19 protein-coding genes are annotated in these 23255 nt (G+C 70.0%); 8 read left to right on the top strand and 11 right to left on the bottom strand.

Annotated features, from left to right (window positions below):
• Positions 1-63: 63 nt before the first annotated feature.
• The gene (locus A6A06_RS31810; RefSeq protein WP_073765873.1) at positions 64-2148 is read right to left on the bottom strand and encodes an asparagine synthase-related protein; all 2085 of its coding nucleotides are present in this window, start codon (positions 2146-2148) and stop codon (positions 64-66) included.
• Positions 2149-3141: 993 nt separating this feature from the next.
• Between A6A06_RS31810 and A6A06_RS31805 the strand changes: the two genes are divergently transcribed.
• The 4 genes from A6A06_RS31805 (at position 3142) to A6A06_RS31790 (ending at position 8466) form a co-directional block, all read left to right on the top strand.
• The gene (locus tag A6A06_RS31805; RefSeq protein WP_073765871.1) at positions 3142-4611 is read left to right on the top strand and encodes an MFS transporter; all 1470 of its coding nucleotides are present in this window, start codon (positions 3142-3144) and stop codon (positions 4609-4611) included.
• A 99-nt stretch (positions 4612-4710) separates the two neighbouring features.
• A complete protein-coding gene (lhgO, locus tag A6A06_RS31800) occupies positions 4711-5931 on the top strand; it encodes an L-2-hydroxyglutarate oxidase (protein ID WP_073765869.1) in 1221 nt (406 codons plus the stop codon).
• A gap of 32 nt (positions 5932-5963) precedes the next feature.
• Entirely contained in the window at positions 5964-7025 is a 1062-nt protein-coding gene (gene trmB, locus A6A06_RS31795; RefSeq protein ID WP_242441037.1) for a tRNA (guanosine(46)-N7)-methyltransferase TrmB, read from the top strand.
• Positions 7026-7053: 28 nt separating this feature from the next.
• Positions 7054-8466, top strand: coding sequence for a PrsW family intramembrane metalloprotease (locus A6A06_RS31790; RefSeq protein ID WP_073765867.1), 1413 nt, complete (start codon positions 7054-7056; stop codon positions 8464-8466).
• A gap of 63 nt (positions 8467-8529) precedes the next feature.
• Here the strand turns inward: A6A06_RS31790 and A6A06_RS31785 are convergent, their stop codons facing one another.
• The 3 genes from A6A06_RS31785 to A6A06_RS31775 form a co-directional block, all read right to left on the bottom strand.
• Positions 8530-9516: a YDG/SRA domain-containing protein gene (locus tag A6A06_RS31785; protein ID WP_073765865.1), complete on the bottom strand. Its 987-nt coding sequence runs from the start codon at positions 9514-9516 to the stop codon at positions 8530-8532.
• 80 nt (positions 9517-9596) lie between these two features.
• On the bottom strand, positions 9597-9965 hold the full coding sequence (locus tag A6A06_RS31780; RefSeq protein WP_199931284.1) for a hypothetical protein: 369 nt from the start codon (positions 9963-9965) through the stop codon (positions 9597-9599).
• Positions 9956-10618 carry an ATP-binding protein gene (locus A6A06_RS31775; RefSeq protein ID WP_073766092.1) on the bottom strand — a complete coding sequence of 221 codons (663 nt, stop codon included), beginning with the start codon at positions 10616-10618 and terminating at the stop codon, positions 9956-9958. Before A6A06_RS31775 ends, A6A06_RS31780 begins: the two co-directional genes overlap by 10 nt.
• Before the next feature lie 202 nt (positions 10619-10820).
• Here A6A06_RS31775 and A6A06_RS31770 point away from each other — a divergent pair, with 202 nt between their 5' ends.
• The 3 genes from A6A06_RS31770 (at position 10821) to A6A06_RS43210 (ending at position 12275) form a co-directional block, all read left to right on the top strand.
• Positions 10821-11669, top strand: a complete 849-nt coding sequence (locus A6A06_RS31770) for a helix-turn-helix domain-containing protein (protein WP_073765860.1) — start codon at positions 10821-10823, stop codon at positions 11667-11669.
• Positions 11666-11908, top strand: coding sequence for a DUF397 domain-containing protein (locus A6A06_RS31765; RefSeq protein ID WP_073765828.1), 243 nt, complete (start codon positions 11666-11668; stop codon positions 11906-11908). Before A6A06_RS31770 ends, A6A06_RS31765 begins: the two co-directional genes overlap by 4 nt.
• 61 nt (positions 11909-11969) lie before the next feature.
• Complete coding sequence (locus tag A6A06_RS43210) at positions 11970-12275, top strand: hypothetical protein (protein ID WP_073766090.1); 306 nt, start codon at positions 11970-11972, stop codon at positions 12273-12275.
• Positions 12276-12350: 75 nt separating this feature from the next.
• Here A6A06_RS43210 and A6A06_RS31755 read toward each other — a convergent pair whose 3' ends face one another.
• From A6A06_RS31755 to A6A06_RS31745, 3 genes are all read right to left on the bottom strand, one after another.
• Positions 12351-13292 carry an aldo/keto reductase gene (locus A6A06_RS31755; protein WP_073765826.1) on the bottom strand — a complete coding sequence of 314 codons (942 nt, stop codon included), beginning with the start codon at positions 13290-13292 and terminating at the stop codon, positions 12351-12353.
• A 68-nt stretch (positions 13293-13360) separates the two neighbouring features.
• Positions 13361-14740 (bottom strand): MFS transporter, encoded by a 1380-nt coding sequence (locus A6A06_RS31750; protein WP_242441057.1) that lies wholly within the window; start codon positions 14738-14740, stop codon positions 13361-13363.
• Positions 14741-15078: 338 nt separating this feature from the next.
• Positions 15079-15981, bottom strand: a complete 903-nt coding sequence (locus tag A6A06_RS31745) for a M23 family metallopeptidase (RefSeq protein WP_242441036.1) — start codon at positions 15979-15981, stop codon at positions 15079-15081.
• Positions 15982-16879: 898 nt separating this feature from the next.
• Between A6A06_RS31745 and A6A06_RS31740 the strand changes: the two genes are divergently transcribed.
• Positions 16880-17908 carry a DUF2332 domain-containing protein gene (locus A6A06_RS31740; RefSeq protein ID WP_073765822.1) on the top strand — a complete coding sequence of 343 codons (1029 nt, stop codon included), beginning with the start codon at positions 16880-16882 and terminating at the stop codon, positions 17906-17908.
• 61 nt (positions 17909-17969) lie between these two features.
• On the opposite strand, the gene A6A06_RS31735 is transcribed toward A6A06_RS31740, so the two are convergent.
• The 4 genes from A6A06_RS31735 to A6A06_RS31720 all read right to left on the bottom strand — a co-directional run bounded on the left by A6A06_RS31735 (position 17970) and on the right by A6A06_RS31720 (position 23034).
• Positions 17970-19055: a PP2C family protein-serine/threonine phosphatase gene (locus A6A06_RS31735; protein ID WP_073765820.1), complete on the bottom strand. Its 1086-nt coding sequence runs from the start codon at positions 19053-19055 to the stop codon at positions 17970-17972.
• A gap of 649 nt (positions 19056-19704) precedes the next feature.
• Positions 19705-21087 (bottom strand): NHL domain-containing protein, encoded by a 1383-nt coding sequence (locus A6A06_RS31730; protein ID WP_443333805.1) that lies wholly within the window; start codon positions 21085-21087, stop codon positions 19705-19707.
• A 175-nt stretch (positions 21088-21262) separates the two neighbouring features.
• On the bottom strand, positions 21263-21820 hold the full coding sequence (locus A6A06_RS31725) for a hypothetical protein (RefSeq protein ID WP_073765818.1): 558 nt from the start codon (positions 21818-21820) through the stop codon (positions 21263-21265).
• Positions 21821-21861: 41 nt separating this feature from the next.
• Positions 21862-23034 (bottom strand): hypothetical protein, encoded by a 1173-nt coding sequence (locus A6A06_RS31720; RefSeq protein WP_073765816.1) that lies wholly within the window; start codon positions 23032-23034, stop codon positions 21862-21864.
• Positions 23035-23255: the final 221 nt, after the last annotated feature.

The following is a 23255-nucleotide window of genomic DNA, read 5'->3' as shown; positions in this document are numbered from 1 at the left end:
GCTATTGAGCCTTCCGCCGGCTCGCCCCGGGAGTCGGCCCCGGGGCCGGGTGGGGCCGCCGCCTCACAGGCTCTGCCGCGGCGCCACTCCGCCTGCCACCGCCCGCTGGCGGGGTGCGGCCGTGCCGGTCCAGCAGGTTCCGCGCCGGGATAGCAGGCGGCGCAGCCACAGTTCGGTGGAGACGAGTTCGGCGAGTCCGTCCAGGGGGACCGGGGCGCCCTCGGCCGCGGCGCGCAGGGCCTTCCGTACGACGCGGGCCTCGACCAGGCCCGCGTCGGCGAGCAGCGGCGTCTCGAAGAGGCCGACCACGTCCCCGATGGCGGTGCGCAGACCGGCCCGTACGGCTGCCGCGTGCGTGAGGTGGGACGTGGCGCCCCAGCCGGGCGGCAGGTCGCGGACGCCCGCGCCGGACAGGACGGCGCGCAACACGGCGGCTCGCGCCCCCGGTTGCACCCGCAGGGTGTCCGGCAGCGCGCGGCAGGCCAGCACCACCTGGTTGTCGAGGAAGGGGGCGTGCAGCCGTTGGCTGCGTACCTCCACCGCCTGTTCGAAGATGCGGTGGTCGGCGGCGTGCCGGGCCAGCGCGGCGCGTGCCCGGCGTTCTCCGGGCCGCCCCACGGTGGGTGTCCGGGCCGCCGCGGCGTTGAGACGAACCGATACTTCGGCCAGCGCCTCCCCCGTGAGCCAACGCGCCGCGGGGCCGGGCCGGCACCAGGAGAGCGCCGCCAGGGACGCGTCCACCGCCCCGCCGCCCGTCACCGGCTCCTCGCCGAACTGCCGCTCCTTCAGGCGCGTCGCCGTGTCGGCGATGCCCGCCCCGTACGTCGTACGGGCCAGCTTGCGGGCGGCCCGGTACACGGTGAACGGGACCAGGGCGGACTGCGAGAGCGGACCGTCGGCCTTGGCCAGCGCTGTGACCGGCCGCAGCAGGTGCCGTCTGCGGCGGTCCAGGAGCAGGTCGGCGAGCCGGGCCGGGTGGGCGTCCAGAACCTGCCGCGCACCGGCGCCCACGAAGTGGTCCGCGCTGCCCGCCAGCAGCCGACGGCGGTGGCGTCCGGCCGTGATGAGCGACGGCCCCGGCTCGTCCGTGAGCGGCCCGCTCTCCAGGTCCGCGTACGGAAGGGCCTCCTCACCCGCCGCGACGACGACGTGGTGGAGGCGCGGGTTGGCGGCGATGCTGCGGGCCCGCTCCAGTTCGGCTTCGCGGTAGGGGCGGCCCCCGTGGGTGGCGCGGTCGTTGAAGGTGACGGCCAGGAGGCGTTCACCGCGCCCGTTGACCGTTCCGGGCACTCCGGGCAGCCCGGCCGCGAGCAGGGCCAGGGTGGCGGAGGCGCTCCCCCCGGAGAGGTCGGCTCCGACGCCGGGGGCCGGCGCGCCCCGCGCGGCCCGCCGTTCGGCCGGTCCCATGCCCGGTACGGGGCCTGGGTCCAGCCCGCTCAGGCCGTCCGGGTCCGGGGCGTGCCGGGGCCCGGACAGCCGCGCCCGTACCGCTTCGATCAGTGCGTCCCGGACGCCGTCCACGGCCTGCTCCGGCACCAGTTGCGGTGCGGCGACGGCGAGCGAGGTCGTCGGCTCGTAGGAGGTGATGTCGCAGCTGCCGCCGCGCAGGACGAGCGCGTGGCCGGGCGGTACCCGTCGCACGCCCTCGTACGGCGTACCGGCGCCGAGCGCCTCGGGCGCGTCCGGGCAGGCCAGCAGCGCGGCCAGATGCCCGACGTCCAGGCCCGCCTCGATCAGGTCGGCGAGCGGGAGGGCGGCGGTGGCGTACGCCGTTCCGCCCGCCCACGGGGTGTGGAAGACCGGCCGCGCGCCCGCCAGGTCACCCGTGACCGTCACGCGCCTGCCGACCTGGACGACGGCCGTGTAACTGCCGGGCCAGGCGGTGAGGTGGCGCAGCGCGCCCCCGCGGGCCGCGAAGAGGCCGACCCTAAGCTGGTCGTCGGTGGCGCCGCAGACACCGAAGACGGCGAGCCGGGTCTCCGCGTCGGCCTGGACGACGCGCACCTCGTCGGGGCGCCAGTCGCCGACCGCCCACAGCGGGTCGGGGTCGCCCCACAGGAGCTGCGCGCCTACGGGGAGGACCGTACGGGCCTCCTCGGTGGGGGCCGGTCCCGTGGCGGTACTGCTCCACCCCACCAACCAGCGCATCGCCGCCTCCACCCTGTTCGCCGCCGCCGGGCGGCCCCGGCCGTCCGCCGACGCGGCGGCCCGCCCACCTCGGGATCGACCGGCCCTGAGGGTCGGCAGGGTGGACCGGGCCGCCGCCCCGCACAGCGGATTGCCAAGCCGTTGCCAAGCTGTTGTGCGGACCATGCTGCCACGGCAGCGGCATTCGAGAGGCGTCGAGGAGCGCCTGTGTGCAGGGGTGTTCGGAAGACGTTATCGAGTGCGGGCGGGCCTGGTTCGGGACGAGTTCGGGCCCGGCGGTGCACGGCGGGGGTCGCGGTGGTGTATGAAGGGCGCTTCTCTCGCCCGCGGGGCGGGCCGGGGGGCGGGGAGGGCCGTACAGAAGAGCGGAGCAGCGGTCCCGGCCCTGCCGGGCTCCTCCCCCGATCCGCCCAGATCCTTGATCCGATCCCGCAGGCAAACTTCCGTACGTCGATTTTCAGCCAAAATCTGTACGGCAAACGCCAGTTGGTCCGATACCGGCCAGGCCGCCCCGGCACCGGCCGATCACCCGCCGGGCCGCCCCCGCCGCACACCGGGGAACGCCCCTCGGAACGCCGCGCCGAACGGCCGGGCGCCCTCCCGTAGCCCGCCGGGGACAAGCGGACGCCCTCCGGGCCGCCTCGGCGGATCCGGTCCGCAAATGCGACAGTCCGGGAGGCGGGACTCGCCCCCCGGACCGGACCGCCACCCGCGGGGAATGAGGCGGCGGTGTCCCCCAGCCCACTGGATCCAGTGCAGCGGGCCGACCCACGCAGATCCCATGGAAGCGCTCCCGCATCAGACCGGCCAGCGCGCACGCACGGGCGCACGGCAACACGTACCCGGAGCACATGCCAAACCCCCTGCGGACGCTTGGACTTGAAACCCGCCATCCGGGACATCGGGCCTTAACGGTAGGGATTCGGCGAACTACTCTGGGTGGACGCGTGCCCCGGGGTACCGGGGCTGCCGTCGCTGTGTCGAGGGGTGCGCATGTCAAGGGATATACGCGGGCCGAACGAAAAGCTCGGCACCGTTCTCGCCCTCGCGGGGATCAGCAATGCCGGGCTCGCCCGCCGGGTCAACGACCTCGGGGCGCAGCGCGGGTTGACGCTTCGCTACGACAAGACGTCGGTGGCCCGGTGGGTGTCCAAGGGGATGGTGCCGCAGGGCGCCGCGCCCCATCTGATTGCTGCCGCGATAGCCGGCAAACTCGGCCGCCCGGTTCCGCTCCACGAGATCGGGCTGGCCGACGCCGACCCGGCCCCGGAGGTGGGCCTGGCCTTCCCGCGCGACGTGGGCGCCGCGGTCCGCTCCGCGACCGAGCTGTACCGCCTCGACCTGGCCGGACGCCGCGGCGGCGGGGGCATCTGGCAGAGCCTGGCCGGATCCTTCTCGGTGAGCGCGTACGCGACGCCCGCCTCCCGGTGGCTGATATCCCCGGCCGACAGTTCCGTCGCGCGCGAAGCGCCTGACCTGCGGGAAGTACGGGACGGCAACGGCTCGACGGGCAAGGACGGCGCCTCCGGAGCGGACACCGCCCCCCAGCACGTCGGCCACAGCGACGTCACCAAGCTGCGGGAAGCCGCCGAGGACGCCCGACGCTGGGACTCCAAGTACGGGGGCGGCGACTGGCGCTCCTCGATGGTGCCCGAGTGCCTGCGGGTGGACGCGGCGCCGCTGCTCCTCGCCTCGTACAGCGACGAGGTGGGCCGGGCCCTCTTCGGGGCGACCTCCGAACTGACCAGACTCGCGGGCTGGATGGCCTTCGACACCGGGCAGCAGGAGGCGGCCCAGCGCTACTACATCCAGGCACTGCGCCTGGCACGGGCCGCCGCCGACGTACCGCTGGGGGGATATGTCCTGGCCTCGATGTCGCTTCAGGCGACCTACCGCGGCTTCGCCGACGAGGGCGTCGACCTGGCGCAGGCCGCTTTGGAGCGCAACCGCGGCCTGGCCACGGCCCGCACCATGAGCTTCTTCCGCCTGGTGGAGGCACGGGCGCAGGCCAAGGCCAACGAGTCGCGCGCCTGCGAGGTGGCCCTGAAGGCCGCCGAGGGCTGGCTGGAGCGCTCCCGCGAAGGCGACCCCGACCCGTCCTGGCTGGACTTCTACTCGTACGAGCGGTTCGCCGCCGACGCCGCGGAGTGCTACCGGGACCTGCGGCTGCCCCGCCAGGTGCGCCGCTTCACGGAGCAGGCGCTGTCCCGCCCCACGGAGGAGTACGTCCGCTCGCACGGGCTGCGGCTGGTCGTCTCGGCGGTGGCCGAGCTGGAGTCCGGCAACCTGGACGCGGCCTGCGCGGCCGGCACCCGGGCGGTCGAGGTGGCGGGCCGCATCTCGTCGGCCCGTACGACCGAATACGTCCGCGATCTCCTGCACCGTTTGGAGCCGTACGGGGACGAGCCCCGCGTCGTGGAACTGCGCGAGCGGGCGCGGCCGCTGCTCGTCGCGCCGGCGTAGGGCGGGGGCGGGGCCGGTGGACGCTCCCCCTTCGCTCTCCCGGCCCGTTGTCAGACCCCCGGGTCATGATGGGATACGTCTGATTCCCGGGGAGGTGCTGTGACGGCGTACGACTGCGACGTGCTGGTGATCGGTGCCGGCATCGTCGGGCTCTCGACGGCTTACGCGATCACGCGTGCCGCTCCCGGCACCCGGGTGGTGGTCCTGGAGAAGGAACCAGCCCCCGCCCGCCACCAGACCGGCCGGAACAGCGGCGTGATCCACAGCGGCATCTACTACCCGCCCGGTTCCCTCAAGGCCCGCTTCGCGCTCCAGGGCTCGGCGGAGATGGTCAAGTTCTGCCTCGACCACGACATCCCCCACGAGGTCACCGGCAAGCTGATCGTCGCCACCGACCGCTCCGAGCTGCCCCGCCTGCACGGCCTCATCCAGCGCGGCCGGGAGCACGGCATCCCGGTGCGCGAGCTGGGCCCGGCCCAGCTCGCGAGGTACGAGCCGGAGGTCAGCGGCCTGGCCGCCATCCACGTCGGCACGACCGGCATCGCCGACTTCGGCGCGGTCGCCCGGCGCTTCGCCGCCCTGGCCACGGACGCGGGCGCCCACATCGCGTACGGCAGCGAGGTCACCGCCGTCGGCCGCCGCCCCGGCCGCGTCGCGGTGCGCACGTCCTCCGGCACGGTCTTCCGCGCCCGCACCCTGGTGAACTGCGCCGGCCTGCACTGCGACCGCATCGCGCGCCTGGCGGGCGACGCACCGGGCATGCGCATCGTCCCGTTCCGCGGCGAGTACTACACCCTCGCTCCGGCCCGCGCCCACCTGGTGCGCGGCCTGGTCTACCCGGTCCCCGACCCGGCCTTCCCGTTCCTCGGCGTCCACCTCACCCGCGGCGTCGACGGCTCCGTCCACATAGGCCCCAACGCCGTTCCCGCCCTCGCCCGCGAGGGATACCGCTGGGGCACCGTCCGCCCCGCCGAGCTGGCCGGCACCCTCGCGTACCGGGGCTCCTGGCACATAGCCCGCCGCCACTGGCGCTACGGCACCGGCGAACTGCGCCGCTCCCTCTCCCGCCGCGCCTTCACCGAAGCGGTCCGCCGCCTGCTGCCGGCGGTCCGGGAGGAGGACCTCCAGCCGTCCCCCGCCGGTGTGCGCGCCCAGGCCGTCCTGCCCGACGGCACCCTCGCCGACGACTTCCTCATCACCGAGTCCCCGTCCGCCGTCCACGTCCTCAACGCTCCTTCCCCGGCCGCCACGGCCTCCCTGCCGATCGGCAGGGAGATAGCCCGGCGGGCACTGCGGATGCTGGAGGAGACGCGGAGCTGAGTGCGGGGCCCCGCCCGTAGAATCGACTCACTGTGTCCGAGAACCCCACCACCCCTGAGCCCCGCCCTGCCGCCACCGAGCCCGGCACGGGTCCCGGAACCGAACCGAGTGCCGGTACCGAACCGGGTACCGGTACAGGTACCGGTGTCGGCCCCGGCGCCGGAGCCGATGCCGCCTCGCAGCCCGCGGACGGCCAGGGCGCTGACCAGCCTGCGGACGGTCAAGGCGGCGGCCAGCCCGCGGACGGTCAAGGCGCTGACCAGCCTGCGGGCCCGGCGCAGCCCCGGGCCGACCGGGAGGGCAGCCAGGGCAGCCAGAGCGGTCACGGCAACCACAGCAGCCACGGCAGCCACCCCCACCCCCGTACCGAGCCGATGTTCCCCGACGGCACCGGCCCGGCGGCCGACCCGGCCGGTTCGCACCACGAGCGGCGGATCCGTTCCTTCCAGCCGCGCCGCAGCCGGGTCTCCCCCGGGCAGGCCGACGCGCTGCGGCGCCTGTGGCCCCAGTGGGGCCTGGACATCGACGGTCTCTCCAGGATCGACCTGAACGAACTCTTCGAGGGCCGCCCCGTCGTCCTGGAGATCGGCTTCGGCATGGGCGAGGCCACGGCGCAGATGGCCGCCGCCGACCCGGACACCGGCATCCTCGCCTGCGACGTCCACACCCCGGGCCAGGGCAACCTGCTCGGCCTCGCGGAGCGCAACGGCCTGTCCAACATCCGGGTGGCCAACGGCGACGCGATCATCCTGCTCCGCGAGATGCTCGCCCCCGCCTCCCTCACCGGCCTGCGCGTGTACTTCCCGGACCCGTGGCCCAAGAAGCGGCACCACAAGCGCCGCCTGATCCAGCCCGAGTTCCTCTCCCTGGTCACGACCCGCCTCGCCCCGGGCGCCCTGGTCCACTGCGCGACCGACTGGGAGCCGTACGCCGAGCAGATGCTGGAAGTCCTCTCCGCCGAGCCCACCCTCGCGAACGAGCACTCCGGCTATGCCCCGCGCCCGGACTTCCGCCCCTTCACCAAGTTCGAGGGGCAGGGCTTGGACAAGGGACACGTCGTCCACGACCTCCTCTTCCGGCGGCGCCCGGCATAGTCCGCCCCACGGTGGTTAGGGTCGATGGGTGAATCCGCCGCAGCCGCCTCCGCTTCCGCCGAAACCGGCGTACGCGCCCGACCCGCGCTACGCCGCCACCGCCGCGTCGACCGCGGCGGCCCAGTGGCAATACACACCCCGCCGCCGACCGGCGCTCTGGCACAGCAGGACAGCACGTGCCATCGCCCTCTTCTCCCTCCTCGCCCTCTCCGGCGTGATCATCCTGGCGATGGTCCGCCAGCAGACCGGTACGCAGGGCTTCCTCGTCGGCCTCGGCCTGGCCGTCTTCCCCGTACCCGTCCTCATCGCCGGCTTCTGCTGGCTGGACCGCATAGACCCCGAACCGCGCCGCAACCTCGCCTTCGCCTTCGCCTGGGGCGCCTGCGCCGCCACCCTCGTAGCGATCCTGGCCAACGGCTTCGCCACGAACTGGCTGGAGAACAACCTCTCCACCCTCTCCCCCGACGACGCGCAGACCTGGGGCGCGACCGTCTTCGCGCCGGTCATCGAGGAGAGCGTCAAGGCCGCCGCCGTCGTCCTCCTCTTCCTCTTCCGGCGCCAGAACTTCGACGGCATCACGGACGGCCTCGTCCTGGCCGGCATCACCGCCACCGGCTTCGCCTTCACCGAGAACGTGCTCTACCTGGGCAACGCCTTCGGCCAGGACCAGTCCCTCGGCCACACCGGGCTCGACTCCCTCACCGCGGGCACGTTCTTCGTACGCATCATCATGTCGCCGTTCGCCCACCCGCTCTTCACCATGCTCACCGGCCTGGCCTTCGGCATAGCCGCCACCAGCTACCCCCACCGCCGGCCGCTGCGCCTGGCCCTGCCCTTCGTCGGCCTGGCCACCGCCGTCCTCCTGCACTCCATCTGGAACGCCGCCACCACCCTCGGCGACCACGGCTTCCTCACCGTCTACGGCCTCTTCATGCTGCCCGTCTTCGCGGCCCTGACCTGGCTCGCCGTCTGGGCCCGCCACCGCGAGCTCCTCGCCCTGCGCACCTACCTCCCCCCGTACGTCACCACCGGCTGGCTCTCCCCCACCGAACCGATCTCCCTGTCCTCCCTCAAGACCCGCTCGGTGGCCCGCGACATCGCCCGCCGCACCCACGGCCCCGCCGCCGCCCGCGCCGTAACGGAATACGCCGCCGTAGCCACCTCCCTCGCCTTCCTCCGCCGCCGCGCCCACCGCACCGGCCCCACCCCCAACTTCCCCACCCAGGAACAGGCTCTCCTCCACCACCTGTGGCACCACAAACCCCTGGCCCACCCGGCCCTGCTACAGGCACTGCATACGACGCACCAGCCGGCGTACACGCCTCCGTACCCACCGCGCAGCAGGGCGCGCTCCAGAGTGCACACTCCGTCCACGCCCCACTACGACACCGGTGCCAGTGGCCCCCGACCGTCGGACGGCGAAGCGCCACCCAACGCCTAGCCCCGCCAGCGGGTGCTGATGCCCGCTGTGTCATCGCTTCCTTACAGCGCAGTAAAAGGCACTTCAGAGCGAAAGCTCGGCCTGCCCATCAGGGGCGTCCGCCATAGCTCTCTCCAGGGCCTCCGCCTCCTCCTCCCGGTTGGCCCACCGCTCCCTGTGCTGGCGCACGTACTCCACCCCGAGCTGGTGTTCCTGCTCCCGGTGCAAGGCACGAACGAACTTCCGGGTGAGGCCATCGATGATGTCGAAATCATCAGTAAGTTGAAGCGCACCGCGATCGAAGAGCACGTGACAGTTAGGGCACAGGCACAGCACGTTCCCGACCAGGTCGGGACCATGATGCGGCTTCCCTAGCGCATGGATGTGTGCGGCCTCGCTGTACGCGTTGCCTCCAGGCGACACCACCAGCCGGGTCCCGCAGACCTGACACGTGTTGTCATACATCTTCTTGACGGTTGCGACGACCTTCGAGTCACGGATGCGTTCTTCACGCGCGACCAGCCGACGCACCTGTTCCTCAAGGCTCGTCGTCTGGCCTTCAATGGGGTCTACGGGCCGTGGCTGTGCTTCTTCGCCAGGACCAAGTTTCAGCAACTGGAACTGGCAGATCCGGAAGCCTTCCTTCCCTACGGTCATCCAGTGATCCGCCACTCGGTAGAGGCCGCGATATTCGTACCCCTCGGTCGCGCGACGCCTCTTGCGCCCCTTGATCCCCAACCCGCGAACCACCCGAACCGGGTATCCGAGCGCCTCATTCAGCAGTAGACCTGCGTTCCCAGATGAGTCCATGGTCTGGTCGGCTACGAGGCACCCCGTGTCCCTGTCGCGCCCGCCTTCGCCGGTATAGATGATCTCTGCATCCCCATACACATCATCGATGTAGCCACCTGAGAGAACGATGGAGTCGACGCCCCCCTTAGCCGTGCCGGAGATCCCCAGTCCAGGGCGGCGGTGCACTCCAGCGGCATGCAGCTCCGTATGCCGCTGGAAGTGCTGTCCCTCAACGACGTTCGGAGGGTGACCAAAGTATGCAGGGTTCGCCTTCGCCATCCACAGATGATGTCAACTGGGAGTGTCCAAGGCACTCAAGTGGGCGACAGTGTGTCCACCCACACATCCCGGCGCCAGCCTTACCTCGGCTCCGCGACGCGACCACTCCACCGGGCATGTTCTGCCACAACCTGATCCGCGATCTGCCCGATCCTCCCGAGGGTGTAGCGAAGCGCTCTCGGGACGCTGGTGCGGTGAGGCGGGATCACCTCTCGTACGTGCACGGGGAACGACACTGCCGCCACCTTCGGATCCATGCACACCGCGACTACGAAGCTCTCGTCCCGGGCATCGGCCGGCACCAGCGGGTGCAGGACGACGCCTGCCAACAGCCCAGCTGATCGCCCCGCCATGACGAGGAGCTCAACATCAAGAGCGTCACAACTCCCCTCCGTGTCCAACCCGTACTCCGCGGCAACCTTCGCGACCACGACATCCGTCAGTTCCACTGAGCAACGCCTCCCAACTGAGCTTCGAAGTGCATCTGCGCCCGGTCCAGGACGTTCTCTGGATCACTGCCTTGGGCACGGAGCCACCAGAGGAGATCTGCAATCAGTGCGGTCGCTGCTTCTTCACGTGTCGTGACGCGAAGACGATCATTCAACTCGGTACCGCTTGTCGGCACGCAGCCGTAGAGAGTCAGTAGCGCCTCGGCCTTGTGGAGCTGCGGTCGGCACGCGCCTCGCCGTGGCGTAGCAGCGAGTACGGACAGCTCACACCACGTGCTCTTGCCCGTGGACATGGGTACGACTCCCCATCGATCAGCCATGGCATCGACGAGGCTGAGCCCGCGCCCAGTTTCAGAGAGGGCCGTGGAGGGGCGGAGAGCGGGGAGTTCGGTGCTCAGGGAGTCTCGAACCTCAATGCGCAGCTGTGCAGCACTCAGCGAGACGGTAAGGGTGATCGGGGTTTCTGAACCGACGTGATCGATCACGTTGGTGATCAGCTCACTGACACAGAGTTCAGCTCGGTCTTCGAGATCAGCGAGCCCCCATGCTGCCAGCCGAGCACGGGTGAGCCGTCTCAGGTGAGGAACCATTTCAGGCTTCGCGATGAAGTCGCTCGACCAGTCAGGCTGTGGCAGGCAGTGGTAGGAGTGCATGAGATCCAGCTCCCTCGCGTTAGCGCACAACTCAGTGATCACCATCAGCAACCACCGAGCGAGGTTGGTCGCTCTGCGTGCGAGAGTGACAGGCGCCTATCCCGGCATGCAATGTGCACAGAGGGATTCGCTCCAACGAGTGATTGGCTCCGTCGGCCCCGCCCGCAAGACTCGGACCCACCGTCACTACAGGGGAGTTGCCGTGCCCGGATCACCGACAGCGCGCCGCCGCCGACTGGCCGTCGAGTTGAAGAACCTTCGCGCGTCGCATCAGCTCACCTGCCAGCAGGTGGGCCAACAATTGGACTGGAGTGGTTCAAAGGTAAACCGCCTAGAGACTGGCAGTGGCCGAGTTCAGCCATCGGACGTGGATGCACTCTGTCGCTTCTACGAGACCACCGACGAACTGCGCGAATTCCTCAAGCGTTTGGCCAAGGAATCAAAGGTGCGCGGTTGGTGGCACGCCCACGGCTCAGCCGTGCCACCTTGGTTTTCCGTATATATCGGCCTTGAGCAAGATGCTTGCAGTCTTCGGCAGTACCAGAATGAGTTCGTGCCCGGACTGATGCAGACCGCCGCGTATGCCGCTGAGCTACACCGGGCATCCGGCCAGTACACCACCGAGGCACTTGATCGCGCAGTGAACGTACGGATGGCTCGGCAGCAGATCCTCACCGGTGCGGAGCCCCCTGAGCTGCGGACCATCGTTCACGAGAGCGTACTCCGGCACGTGGTCGGTGACTGTGCCCTGATGCGGGAACAGCTTGGTCATATGCTCGACGTAGGGGCGCTGAAGAACGTGACCTTGCAAGTCTTGCCGTTCACCGCGGGTACGTACCCGGCGACTGGAGCATTCACCGTGCTCGGTTTCTCTGAGCAGGAAGACCCAGATGTGGTTTATCGAGATGGCCTGACGGACGGCGTCTACCTGGAATCGCCGGACGAGGTAGCCCAGTACACGAGGGCCTTCAACAACCTTCAAGCCATCGCTTCCAGCCCTGCTCGATCAACCGCCGTGATCAAAAAAGTACTGGAGGAGTACTCTCCATGAGCAGCAATCCTCACCCGATAGCCACCACTCACGGGTGGCAGAAGAGCAGTTACAGCAACGGCACAGGAGGAGAATGCTTGGAGGTCTCCAAGCATTCTGATGCCACCATACTGGTACGAGATTCAAAACATAGCGGAGGGCCGGTCCTTGGCTTCCCCTGGCCGGCCTGGCAGGAGTTCGTCCGAGCCGTTCAGCGATGTGACCTGCACTGGTCACTGCAACCCGTTTCGAATGATTGAGTGAGCCTGGGCGTAAGGTCGAAGAGCTGATCGAGTTTTCTCTGACGTGGAGGTAATGCTCATGGCTCGGGTGCCGAGTGCGTTGGTCGCTGCTACTGGGCTCGTAGGCGGCTACGGCGTAGCCCGTTGGACCAAGAAGCGGCCGCTTGGTGGGGTGGCTTTGGCGGCTGCGGGGGCTTTGGCGGCTCGGGAGTGGGAGCGGAAGGCTGGGGGGAAGGCCGCTGTGGCGTTGAGTGGGGCTTATGCGGCGGCGTTTGCGGGGTCGCATCCGTTGGCTAAGAAGGTCGGGGCCTGGCCGTCGGTGTTTGCGGTGGCGGGGGCTGTGGGGGCGGTTTCGTGGGTGGTTGCTGATCGGCGCGGTAAGTAGGCCTGTGCCGGTAGTCGGTGCGAAGGGCGGTGGCGTACAGGGGTACGCCACCGCCCTTCGCGTTGCTGGGGGCGGTCAGGCCGAGGCCTCGTTGAGGAGGGTTAGGTCGTCCTGGGTGAGGTGGAGGTCGGCGGCGGACATGAGGGCGGGGAGTTGGTCGAGGGTGCGGGCGCTGGCGATGGGGGCTGCGACCGTGGGCTGGGCGGCGAGCCAGGCGAGGGCCACGGTCGCGTGTTCGGTCTGGTGGGCGGCGGACACCGTGTCCAGGGCGGCGAGGACCCTGCGGCCGCGGTCGGTGGCCAGGTACTGGGCGGCCTTCTCGGTGCGGGCGCTGTCCACGGAGCTGTCCGGGCGGTACTTGCCGGTCAGGAAGCCCGACGCGAGGGCGTAGTACGGGACGGCGGCGAGGCCGTGGCGGGCGGCGGTGTCGGCCAGTTCGCCTTCGTACGTGTCGCGGGAGACCAGGTTGTAGTGGGGCTGTACGGCGACGTAGCGGGCCAGGTTCTCGTCGGCGGAGAAGGTCAGGGCCGCTTCCAGGCGCCGGGCCGAGATGTTGGAGGCGGCGATCTCGCGGACCTTGCCGGCCTTGACCAGTTCGTCGAGGGCCGGGAGGAAGTCGGAAACGTCGAGGGACTCGTCGTCGTAGTGGGTGTAGTAGAGGTCGATGTAGTCGGTGCGCAGGCGGGTGAGGGACGCGTCGACGGCGGCCTTGATGGTGGCGGGGGTGAGGCCCTTGAGGTCGGGGTGGGCGCCGACCTTCGTGGCGATGACGACGTCGTCGCGATTGCCGCGGGAGGCGAGCCAGTTGCCGAGGACGGTCTCGGATTCGCCGCCCTTGTTGCCCGGCACCCAGGCCGAGTAGACGTCGGCGGTGTCGACGAAGTTGCCGCCGCCGGCGACGTACGCGTCCAGGACGGCGAAGGACTGGGGCTCGTCCGCGGTCCAGCCGAAGACGTTGCCGCCGAGGGAGAGGGGCGAGACGGACAGGGAGCCGAGGGTCTTCTGTGTCGCAGTCATGATCTTTCCAACCTAGGTGGATCGGGGCCAAGTTGCGGCCCGGCAGGGGAAAACGGGAGGTAAAGGGGTCAGGCTTCGGGGGTCGCCGAGAGGGGGCTGGCGATGCTCTCCAGGGAGCGGCGTTCGGCGCGTACGGCCAGGAAGGCGGCGGTCAGGCCGGCCAGGCACATCAGTGCGGCACCGATGCAGAAGGCGAGTGCCGTGTCGGCGGCCACGCCGGACTCTGTCAGTTCGGCGAAGACCAGGGGGCCGCTGATGCCGCCCGCGGCCGTACCGACCGCGTAGAAGAAAGCGATGGCCATGGCCCGGGTCTCCATCGGGAAGATCTCCGAGACGGTCAGGTACGCGCTGCTGGCTCCGGCCGAGGCGAAGAAGAGGACCACGCACCAGCAGGCGGTGAGCGTGGTGGCCGTCAGGTGGCCGGCGGAGAAGAGCCAGGCGGTGGCGAAGAGGAGTACGCCGGAGAGCAGATAGGTGCCGGAGATCATGATGCGGCGGCCGACCGTGTCGAAGAGCTTGCCGAGGAGCAGCGGGCCCAGGAAGTTCCCGGCCGCCATCACGGCGAAGAAGTAGCCGGTGCGCGCCGTCGACACGTCGAAGAAGGTCGTCAGGATGGCGCCGAAGCCGAAGGTGACGGCGTTGTAGAGGAACGCCTGGCCGATGAAGAGGGCGAGGCCGAGGACGGCGCGGCGGCGGTAGCGCGAGAAGACGGTACGGGCGATTTCGAGGAAGCCGATGCTCGACCGGGGGTGGATGGTGATCTTGCCCTCGGGCTCGGGGAGGGGCTTGCCCTGCCTGCCCTTCTCTTCGGTGATCTGCTTCTCGATGGAGGAGACGAGTGCGTCGGCCTCGTCACCCCGCCCGTGGATGAACAGCCACCGTGGACTCTCGGGCACATTGCGGCGTACGAGGAGGACGACCAGGCCGAGGACGACGCCGAGCGCGAAGGTCAGCCGCCAGCCGACGTTCAGCGGGAAGACCGCGGGGTTCAGCATCACGATGGACAGCAGGGAACCGCCGATCGCGCCGAGCCAGAAGCTGCCGTTGATGACGAGGTCGACGCGGCCCCGGTAGGCGGACGGGATCAGCTCGTCGATGGCGGAGTTGATCGCCGCGTACTCACCGCCGATCCCGAAACCGGTCAGGAAGCGGAAGAGGAAGAACCACCAGGAGGAGAAGGAGACCGCGGTCAGGGCGGTGGCGGCCAGGTAGACGGCCAGCGTGATCAGGAAGAGCTTCTTGCGGCCGAAGAGGTCGGTGAGCCGCCCGAAGAACAGCGCGCCGAGGCAGGCTCCGGCCACGTACAGGGCCGCGGCGATGCCGGTGACCTGGGCGGACGTGATCGGCAGTCCGCTGCCCTGCTCGGAGAGGCGGCCGGCGATGTTGCCGACGACGGTGACTTCCAGGCCGTCGAGGATCCACACCGTACCGAGGCCGATGACGACCATCCAGTGCCAGCGGGACCAGGGGAGACGGTCGAGACGGGCGGGGACGTCGGTGGTGATGGGGGCGGAGGGGGCGGAGGAGGTACTGGTGGTGGGGTTGCTGGTGATGGAGGGGGTGGAGGTGCGGGGGCCGGTGGCGGAGTGGGAGTTTGCGGACCCGGGCGTTGGGGCTGCTTCGTCGTGCTTCGCGTCCGCCGTGTGTCCCGCCTTGTCGTTCGGACTCATCGCACCCTCCTGAACCGGGCCGGGACCGGTCACCCCGGCGGCGCATCCACCCGAGTGCCCGGTGGACCGCGCACGAAGCGGGGAAATGCCCAGGTTAAGAGGATTTTTTTACGGTCTCAGACGGCGATCCCGTGGTCGCGCAGCCAGGGCTTCGGGTCGATCGGGGTGCCGCCCGGACGTACCTCCAGATGGAGGTGCGGGCCGGTGACGTTGCCGGTGGCGCCCACCCGGCCGATGACATCGCCGGCGGCGACCGTGCCGGAGGTGCGTACCAGGGAGGACAGGTGGCAGAACCACAGTTCCGTACCGTCGTCCAGGGTCAGAATGACGCGGTAGCCGTACGGGCCGGCCCAGCCCGCCTGGGTGATCGTGCCGCCGTGGAGGGCCTTGACCGGGGTGCCGGCGGGGGCGGCGAAGTCCAGGCCCGAGTGGTTGGCCGCCCAGCGGTCGCCGGCCTGGCCGAATCCGGTGCTGAGGGTGTAGGTGGTGAGGGGGGCGACATAGCTGCGGGCGAGGTCGGCGGGGCGCTCGGCCTCGGCCTGGGTGAGACCGGCCTGGGAGAGGGGCGCGGCCATGGGGGACGCATCGGGGAAACCGGCAGCCGCAGCGGAGCCAGTAGCCCCGGCAGAACTGGCAGCCCCGGCGGAACCGATAGCCCCGGCCGTATCCGCGGACGACGCATCCGCCGAGCCGGCTATCAGGTCACCGCTGCCTGCCAGGGACTCGGAGACCGGTACGGACTCGGAGACCGGTAGCGACCCGGAGACCTGTAGCGACCCGGCGTCCGACAGGGACTCGGCATCCGGTAGCGACTCGGCATCCGGCAGTTCCGCCGCGAGGTCGTCGGCCATCCCGCCGAGGTCCGGCAGGGATATCGCCGGCGGTGGCATCTCCTCGGCGGTGGCCACGCCGCTCGCGCCGACCGCCGCGATCACGCCGACACCCAGGACCGTGCCGCCGCGGGCGAGCCCGCCGCGCTGCTTGGCGGCCACCCGGTGCTTGCCGCGTACGGACCGCACGGAGTCAGACCGTACGGCGTCGGACCGCACGGCGTCCTCGGTGGGGTTCCACTCCTCCCAAGCGCCGGTGTCGAACGCAGCGGGCTCGGTGGTGAACGCAGCAGGCTCGGCGGCAAAGGGGGCGGGCTCGGCGGCAAAGGCAGCGGGCTCAGTGCCGAACGCACCGGACTGACCGGCGGACGCACCGTCCTCGGCGGCGAACGCACCGACACCGGAAGCGACACCTGAAGCAACACCAGAAGCGGCACCGGAAACGGCACCGGATGCGGCACCGAAAGGAACCTCAGGGACGGAGCCGGCAGGGCTGTTGGACGCCACGGGGGCGCACTCCTTTCCTTCCTCTCGCCTACCGGGTCAGCGGTGGGGCGGCCGTCTCCCAGGCCGGTCGGCGCCGAAAGGGGTGGGTGCCCCTCCGGAGTCGTCCAGGCGCTGGGAAGTTCGGAGCAGGAAGGTCTCCTACGGACGGCGGGCGGCGGACGGCTTCCGACGGATCGGCGGCCGGCCGGCCCGGCTCACCCCAACGTGGTGGTTTTCCGGTTCCCAGGGCAGTCGCCGGTACGGCACCGGCCCGGAGGCCGGTCCAGCGGTGCCCAACGGTGATTCAGTTGTGAACCTGCTGACGGGATTAGGCGTCGGCGCACGGTGCCGCCTCTTGCGACGGCTGGGACGACCGCGCTGCGTTATCAGACTGTAATAGACTCCGCGGCCCGATACCAAGCGTTCCATCGAATCCATGGGCGCTTTGGGGTAGCTTTGGCCTGAACTTAAACGCCCATCAGGATACCAAACAGGGCGAGTTGCCGAACGGCCGTCAAACCTGAGATGCACAATTGTGCAAGAGTCGTTATGCGCAGGGGTGCCCGGCACTCACGCCGGGTGAGCGCAGTAACGTCTGATCATGGTCGTCAACAGCGCGCAGGCACTGGCGGATCGATACGTGGACTTCGCCTGGTACCAGGCACGGGGTCAGTCCGACGCCCACGAGGAGCTGGCCGCGCGGATCGGCCACGACCCCGAGTTCTGCGACCACCTCGCGCGCTCCCTGCCCGCAGGCAACAAACAGCAGCCCAAGCTCCTGTTCGCCGCGGTCCGCTACCTCGACGGCCCGTACGCGGAGCACGGCCCGCGCGGCGACGTGGCGTACCGCGGCTGGCGCGAATGGACCCTGCGTCACTGGGACGACGTCAGGACCGTCGTGATGCGGCGCCTGACGCAGACCAACGAGCCGGCCCGCTGTGCGACCCTCCTGCCCCTCCTCGCCCGGCTCCCCCAGCCGCTGGCCCTCCTGGAGGTCGGCGCGTCGGCGGGGCTGTGCCTGTACCCGGACCGCTACCGCTACCGCTACGACGGCCGGCCGGAGTTCGGGGCCCAGGACAGCGCGGCGGCCTTCGCCTGCCGTACGGGTCCGGGCACCCCCGTACCCGACCGCGTCCCGGACGTCGTCTGGCGTGCGGGCATCGACCTCAACCCCCTCGACCCGGCCGACCCCGACGACATCCGCTGGCTGGAGGCCCTCGTCTGGCCGGGCCCCACCGATGAGCGCGTACGGCTCCAGCGGGCCGCCATAGAGGCGGTACGGTCCGCGCCGCGCCCCCGTGTCGTCCGCGGCGACCTGATCGACGAACTGCCCGCGCTGGCCGCCGAGGCCCCGCCCGAAGCGACGCTCGTCGTCTTCCACACCTCCGTACTGACGTACCTTCCGCCGGCACGTCGCGAGGAATTCGCCCGGCTCGTCCGGACCGTCGTCCGCAAGCGCGACCGCCCCGGGCACTGGGTCTCCAACGAGCACCACTCCGTTCTCCCGTGGATCACCACGCCCCGGCCGGAGCGCCCCCTCCAGGTGACGGAGCGGCTGCTGACCCTGGCCCTCGACGAGCGGCCGGTCGCCCTGGCCGGCCAGCACGGACAGAGCGTGCAGTGGCTGTGACGGCACGCCCCACCGGCCCCAGACACACGCAAGCCCCCATCATCACCATCCCCCCACCCCCTCACTTCCGCATAGGCCGCTGCACCGCCAGCAACGCCATGTCGTCCGCCGTCTCCCCGCCCGTGTGCGCCGCCACGTCCTCCACCAGCGCGTCCAGCAGCGCCTCCGGCCCTTCGCAGGCCCACACCCGGCCCCGCAGCCGCTCAGCCGGTTCGTAGAAGACCCTGTCGGCGTCCCGGGCCTCGGTCACGCCGTCGGTGAAGAGCAGCAGGATCGAGCCCGCGGGGCAGGCCGTCTCGTCCGCCCGGTCCGGCCAGCCGGCGACCTCGCTCATGCCGAGCGGCAGCGCGGGTGACTTCGGTGTCAGTTCGCTCAGTTCGCCGTCGGGGGCGAGCAGCAGCGGCGCCGGGTGCCCGCGGTTGAGGACGCGGAGGGCGGCGTGTTCGTCCGAGGGCAGCTCCGCCAGTACGGCCGTGGTGAACCCCTCGAACTGGTCCAGGCCCTCCCGCCGGCCGCCCTCGCGCTGCAGCGCCCGCTCCAGCCGCCCGGCCACCGCCTCCAGGCTGGCCTCCTGCTCGGCGGCCTCGCGGAAGGCGCCGATGACGATCACCGCGGCCTCCACCGCCTCCAGGCCCTTGCCCCGTACGTCGCCGACGATCAGCCGTACGCCGTACGGAGTGTCCTGGACCGCGTACAGGTCACCGCCGATACGCGCGTCCGCCTGCGCCGCCACGTAGCGCGCGGCGACCGCCAGCCCACCGATCCGCTCGGCGGGTGTCGGCAGCACGGCCCGCTGGGCCGCCTCAGCGACGTCCCGTACGGAGGCGAGCCGGGCGTCGCTCATCCGTACGACCCGGTTGATGCCCAGCGCGAGAACGGCGACGACCAGCACCGTCAGCCCCTCGGTGACGGACTGGTTGGCGTCGCGGCCCCCGTGGTACGTCACGACCCAGGTCTCGGCGATGACGGCGGCCGTCGCGATGACGGCCGTGCTGCGCAGCGAGTACAGGGGCGCCGCCACCAGCGGCGCGGCGGAGAAGAAGGGCGCGGCCGTGTACCGGGCGGGGGTGCCGCTGTCGAAGATCAGCCCCGCCACGAGCAGGATCAGCGGCAGCCAGCAGATCAGCTGCCGTCCGAACGGCGACATGCCGGAGCGGCGCCGCCGCCGCTCCCGATCGCCCGTACGGCCCCTGCCGCCTCGACGCACCCGCACCGGCCTGCCTCCCACTCCCGCGCGCCCGTCCGTACGAACACCGTCGCCGTCCCAAGGCTTTACGCTGCCGGGCCGGGCGGCGAATCAGATTGGGCTGTACGGGTCACACGGGCCGGGACATACGGAGCCCGGACATACCCCTCCGCCTCCTCCCAGCCCCCGGAAACGCACCTCCTCGCCGCCTCCCCGCAGGCCCCCTCGGAAACGCACCTCCTCGCCGCCTCCCCGCAGGCCCCTCGGAAGCGCGCCCCCTCACCGCCCCGGAAACACGACAGCGCCCCCGCCGGTGACTCCCGGCGGGGGCGCTGTGCGGTGGACCGGAGGGCTCGCCTCCGGCTTGCATCTGGTGGGCCATCAGGGGCTCGAACCCTGAACCAATGGATTAAAAGTCCTGGTGGGGCCGTGCTGAGCGGTCCCACCAGGTCCGTTACGGTCTACTTTCGTCCGGTTGTCCTACCTTCCCGTCGACGGGCGATCCAGCACAAAACGACCTGTGCCGGATCGTCCGCTCACGCATCGCTCACGCATGACGGACGGCCGGCCAGACATGGGCTGGGGCGAGTTCGCCCCTACCCCTCGTGGGTCACACGGGGAGCAGATGCCACTGCCGTTCCCTGTGGTCACCCTCCGCCCTGTGTTGCGTGATCGCTGTGCGGGCGTTGGTGTCGACTCGCAGGAGCAGACCGCTGTTCCGGTTCGCGATCTCGTACACCGACGGGGTGTCGGTCGCGAAGCTCACCGGGATCAGCCTCCATTGCTGGTGGTGTGCGTCGTCACCCTCGTAGGCGCGCTGGGCGGCCACCGCCCCGGCCGTCTCGTGCGCTCCAGCGATCTCCAGGACCTTGCCGCTGCGCACATTCTCGATCGTGTACAGGGTTTCATCGTTGTCCTGGCCCGCGACGACCAGTCGCCACTGCTGGTGGCCTCTGGGGGTGGCGAGGGACTGGTGGATCTCGGCCCCGTCCTTGGTGGACTCACGCTGGACCGCCATCCGCAGCCTGCTGCGGACGTTGGCCCAGGAGACCACCGTTCCCGAATCGGGCAGCCCGGCCCTCTTCGGCAACGCGACCTTCCGAACCCTGTGGTTGGCGTGGTCGGCGATGTAGAGGACGTCGGCGCGGTCCACAGTGAGCCCGATCGGGTTGTTCAGCTGAGCCGACGCGGCCGGGCCGTCGTCACCGTCGGAGCCCTTGGTGCCGGTGCCGGCGACCGTGCTGATCTTCCCGTCGGCCGTGACCATCCGGACCCGGTGGTTGTCAAAATCGGTGATGTAGAGGGTGCCGACCCTGTCGACCGCCACCTCGAACGGGTTGCTCAACTGGGCGGTGGCGGCGGGGCCGCCGTCACCACTGAAGCCCTTGGTGCCGGTGCCGGCGACCGTACAGATCCTTCCGTCGGCCGCGATCTTACGAACCCGATGGCTTCCGGTATCGACGATGTAGAGCTCGCCCGCGCGGCCTACCGTCACTCCGCGCGGATGGGTCAGCTGGGCCGAAACCGCTGGACCGCCGTCTCCGTCGGAGCCCTTGGCCCCGGTCCCCGCCACCGTGCTGATCGTCCCGTCCGTCGTGATCTTCCGCACTCGGTGTTTGTTGTATTCCGTGACGTAGAGGGTGCCGGTGCTGTCCACCGCCACCCCGTACGGGCCGTCCAACTGTGCGGCGGTGGCGGGGCCTCCGTCACCGTCGGAGCCCTGGGTGCCGGTGCCCGCGACCGTGCAGATCTTTCCGTCGGCCGCGATCTTCCGGACCCGGTGGTTGTCGGAATCAGCGATGTAGACGGCGCCTGCCCTGTCCACCGCCACCCCGCGAGGGAGGTTCAGTTGGGCCGAGACAGCGGGGCCGCAGTCACCGCTGAAGTCCTTGGTGCCCGTGCCGGCGACCGTGCTGATCTTCCCGTCCATCGTGATCTTCCGGATCCGGTGCTTGCCGTACTCGGAGACGTACAGGGCTCCAGTCGAATCCACCACGACCCCGTACGGGTGTTGCATCTGGGCCGAAACGGCAGGCCCGTTGTCGCCTTTGGACCCACCGACCCCGGTCCCCGCGAACGTGCTGATCGGAGGGGCGCAGTCCTCGCTACCTGTGGTCGCCTCGTGGGCAGTGCTCATCGTCATCCCTTCACCGTTCACTGACCGCCTGCTACGAGCGATTGTTGGAGGCGGACGGGTCCTCGGCGGTCGGCTTGGATGCCTTGGGCGTCTTGGCCTTGGGTGCCTCGGCCTTGGGTGCCTCGGCTTTTGGCGCCTCGGCCTTGGGCGCTGGGGGAGCCTTGGGTGCCTTGGAGAAATCGCTCTTCTTCGGCTTGCTCTGCAGGTCCTCGTCCTTCTGGAGGTCACCGTGCTCCGTCACCGTGGAGCTCGACTCCTGCATGCCGGCCGACGCCGCATGGGACACCGAACCGGGGTTCTGGGCGTACTGGGCCTGTGCGCCGGCCGACGCCTGGGTGGTCTGGACGAAGGAGCCGAGGAAGCCCAGGATGGCCCGGGCTTCGGGCGACGTCTCCTGCACGACCTTCGCGCGGGAGCTGGCGCCGTGGATCGAGTTGTTGAACAGGCTCGCGCTGGTGTCGTCGTACGTGTCGTCGTCGGCGTCCTCGAAGTCGACGCCCGCGCCCGGTTGCGGCTTGGACCCGTCGGTGGTCACTGAGAAGAGCCCCGCGCCCTTGCCAGCGAAGCCGAAGATGTTGTCGAACACCATGGTGGTCACTCCTGGTCGTCGTGGTGGCGCCGCCCGCCCGGTCAAGGCTGCTTGTGCAGCTCTCGTTCACTGCCGGTCAGGCTCTCGCCGTCGAACATCGTGTGATGGACCTCCAGGGCGGACACGACCTCGGCCAGCCCTTTCATGCGGAAGCCGTTGCCGCCCGCCAGGTCGATATCGCCGAGGTCGCGGGCGACCACGTACTCGAGGCCCGGGTAATCCCTGGACTGTGGGGGCGACAGGACCGTCACCGGTACGTCGTACTTCACCGCGAGCAACCCGGAGAAGGTCACCGGGATCTCGTAGATGTACTGCTTGCGGGTACGCCGCTGCGTGACGATGGTCTCCACGCGGGAGCCCGGCGGGACCTCGCCGGAGATCTGAGAGTTCGAGGCCCAGCTGGTGGTCAGGGAGCCGCCGACGGAGCCGGTGATTCCCTGCATCAACTGGGCGTTGAGCTCCGCGTTGCCGGTGACACTGCCCGTGGTCGTGAACGCCCCCGAAGTCGTCACCGAGTTCGACGCGGAGTTCGTCACGCCGTTCGTCACGCCATTTGTCACGCCGTTCGTCACGTCGTTCGTCACGCCGTTGGTGGTGCCGTTGGCGGTGTCGACCCCGATGTCGTCCTTGCTGTTCTCGTTGGTGACGGTGTTCGTCATGCTGTTCGCCATGCCGTTGGTCATGCTGTTCGACATTTCGTTCTGGAGCTGGTTCTGCAGCTCCGTCCCGAACTGCGCCTGAAGGTCCACCTGAAGCTGGCTCTGCAGCTGCAGCTGGAGCTCCGCGCTGACGCTCCCGCCGAAGGTGAGCTGGGCCTCCCCCTGGATCGACCACGTGACCTCGTTCGACACGGTGAACTCGACCGAGTCGTTGAAGGTCATCTTGGACGTCTTGCTGCGGTTGACGTAGGTGCGCGAAGAGAACGTGTCGGGTGGAGGCTGACTGACGTTGCGCCGCTCCTCGATCAGCGGCTCCCCGAGGTTCATGTAGGCGAGCCAGCCCAGTTTGAACGCGGACCCGGGGAAGGAGCCGAAGCTCGACTTGTTCAAGGAGAACCCGACGGGCTTGTGCCGCACGCCGTAGTCGTCGACATAGATCAGGTTGGGGTGGTCCAGGATGGACCGCCAGGTCTGGTCGATATTGAGTTCCCGCAGATTCCTCTTCGTCAGCGGCTGGCGCTTGGCCCGTTCCAGGTTGTACGCGTTGGAAGGCATTTCCCGTCCTCGACTGATCCGGTCGGACTGGGCTCGGTGATGCGGAAAATGGCATCCGTGCATGTTCCGAATGCGAATGTCCCGATAACCGAAATTACCACGTACCCCATCACCCAAACGGCACCTCTGCACATTCACCCAATCGAGCGGTAAAGGCTCGGTGGCCGTTCTCAACTGGCAGACAACAGCGGTATGTTGCAGTGCTGTCAGCCGCCCGATCG

It is taken from the genome of Streptomyces sp. CB02923 (assembly GCF_001905005.1).
Taxonomy (GTDB): Bacteria; Actinomycetota; Actinomycetes; order Streptomycetales; family Streptomycetaceae; genus Streptomyces.
This window is presented reverse-complemented; position numbering and strand designations above follow the sequence as displayed.

What these genes read in the sequence shown, in the direction of transcription:
- A6A06_RS31810 (WP_073765873.1), bottom strand. Translation starts at nt 2,148, where the DNA reads ATGCGCTGGTTGGTGGGGTGGAGCAGTACCGCCACGGGACCGGCCCCC.
- A6A06_RS31805 (WP_073765871.1), top strand. Translation starts at nt 3,142, where the DNA reads ATGTCAAGGGATATACGCGGGCCGAACGAAAAGCTCGGCACCGTTCTC.
- A6A06_RS31785 (WP_073765865.1), bottom strand. Translation starts at nt 9,516, where the DNA reads ATGGCGAAGGCGAACCCTGCATACTTTGGTCACCCTCCGAACGTCGTT.
- A6A06_RS31775 (WP_073766092.1), bottom strand. Translation starts at nt 10,618, where the DNA reads ATGCACTCCTACCACTGCCTGCCACAGCCTGACTGGTCGAGCGACTTC.
- A6A06_RS31765 (WP_073765828.1), top strand. Translation starts at nt 11,666, where the DNA reads ATGAGCAGCAATCCTCACCCGATAGCCACCACTCACGGGTGGCAGAAG.
- A6A06_RS43210 (WP_073766090.1), top strand. Translation starts at nt 11,970, where the DNA reads ATGGCTCGGGTGCCGAGTGCGTTGGTCGCTGCTACTGGGCTCGTAGGC.
- A6A06_RS31755 (WP_073765826.1), bottom strand. Translation starts at nt 13,292, where the DNA reads ATGACTGCGACACAGAAGACCCTCGGCTCCCTGTCCGTCTCGCCCCTC.
- A6A06_RS31750 (WP_242441057.1), bottom strand. Translation starts at nt 14,740, where the DNA reads ATGGTCGTCATCGGCCTCGGTACGGTGTGGATCCTCGACGGCCTGGAA.
- A6A06_RS31740 (WP_073765822.1), top strand. Translation starts at nt 16,880, where the DNA reads ATGGTCGTCAACAGCGCGCAGGCACTGGCGGATCGATACGTGGACTTC.
- A6A06_RS31735 (WP_073765820.1), bottom strand. Translation starts at nt 19,055, where the DNA reads ATGTCGCCGTTCGGACGGCAGCTGATCTGCTGGCTGCCGCTGATCCTG.
- A6A06_RS31725 (WP_073765818.1), bottom strand. Translation starts at nt 21,820, where the DNA reads ATGGTGTTCGACAACATCTTCGGCTTCGCTGGCAAGGGCGCGGGGCTC.
- A6A06_RS31720 (WP_073765816.1), bottom strand. Translation starts at nt 23,034, where the DNA reads ATGCCTTCCAACGCGTACAACCTGGAACGGGCCAAGCGCCAGCCGCTG.